Below are 406 nucleotides of genomic sequence, written 5' to 3'. Positions count from 1 at the left end.
GCTCAGCAGGACTATCGAGAACCTCTTTAATATCAAAAACTCTTTTTAGCAAGGTTAGGAAGAGCATCATAATCATTGTTTATTAAAGCTTCTTTCTTTGCTCTTGACCATTTTTTAATCTGTTTTTCTGTATCTATTGCCATAGTGATATTTGTAAACTCACATTTAAAAACTAATTCAACAGGTCTTCTTTTATATGTATAACAATCTTTATAAAAGCCTGATGAGTGTTGAAACAGTCGTTGATTTAAATTTGATGTAACTCCTGTATAATAGGAATCATCAGAGCATTTTAAGATATAGACATAAGATAATTTCATTGTCATAAATATATGGTTTTTCGTATAGCATTGCATATCCGTGTTGTGACGTAGCATTGATGTTCGTACCCTGAGGTTCTCGAAGG

General features: G+C 31.8%; 1 protein-coding gene. It reads right to left on the bottom strand.

The window, feature by feature from the left end:
- Nucleotides 1-32: 32 nt before the first annotated feature.
- Entirely contained in the window at nt 33-320 is a 288-nt protein-coding gene (locus Z053_RS0127540) for a GIY-YIG nuclease family protein (RefSeq protein ID WP_025668179.1), read from the bottom strand.
- Nucleotides 321-406: the final 86 nt, after the last annotated feature.

The organism is Aquimarina megaterium XH134, assembly GCF_000520975.1.
Lineage (GTDB): Bacteria > Bacteroidota > Bacteroidia > Flavobacteriales > Flavobacteriaceae > Aquimarina > Aquimarina megaterium.
This window is presented reverse-complemented; position numbering and strand designations above follow the sequence as displayed.

Bases quoted from the DNA above. Each gene is read 5' to 3' on its own strand.
- Z053_RS0127540 (WP_025668179.1), bottom strand. From the start codon at position 320: ATGAAATTATCTTATGTCTATATCTTAAAATGCTCTGATGATTCCTAT.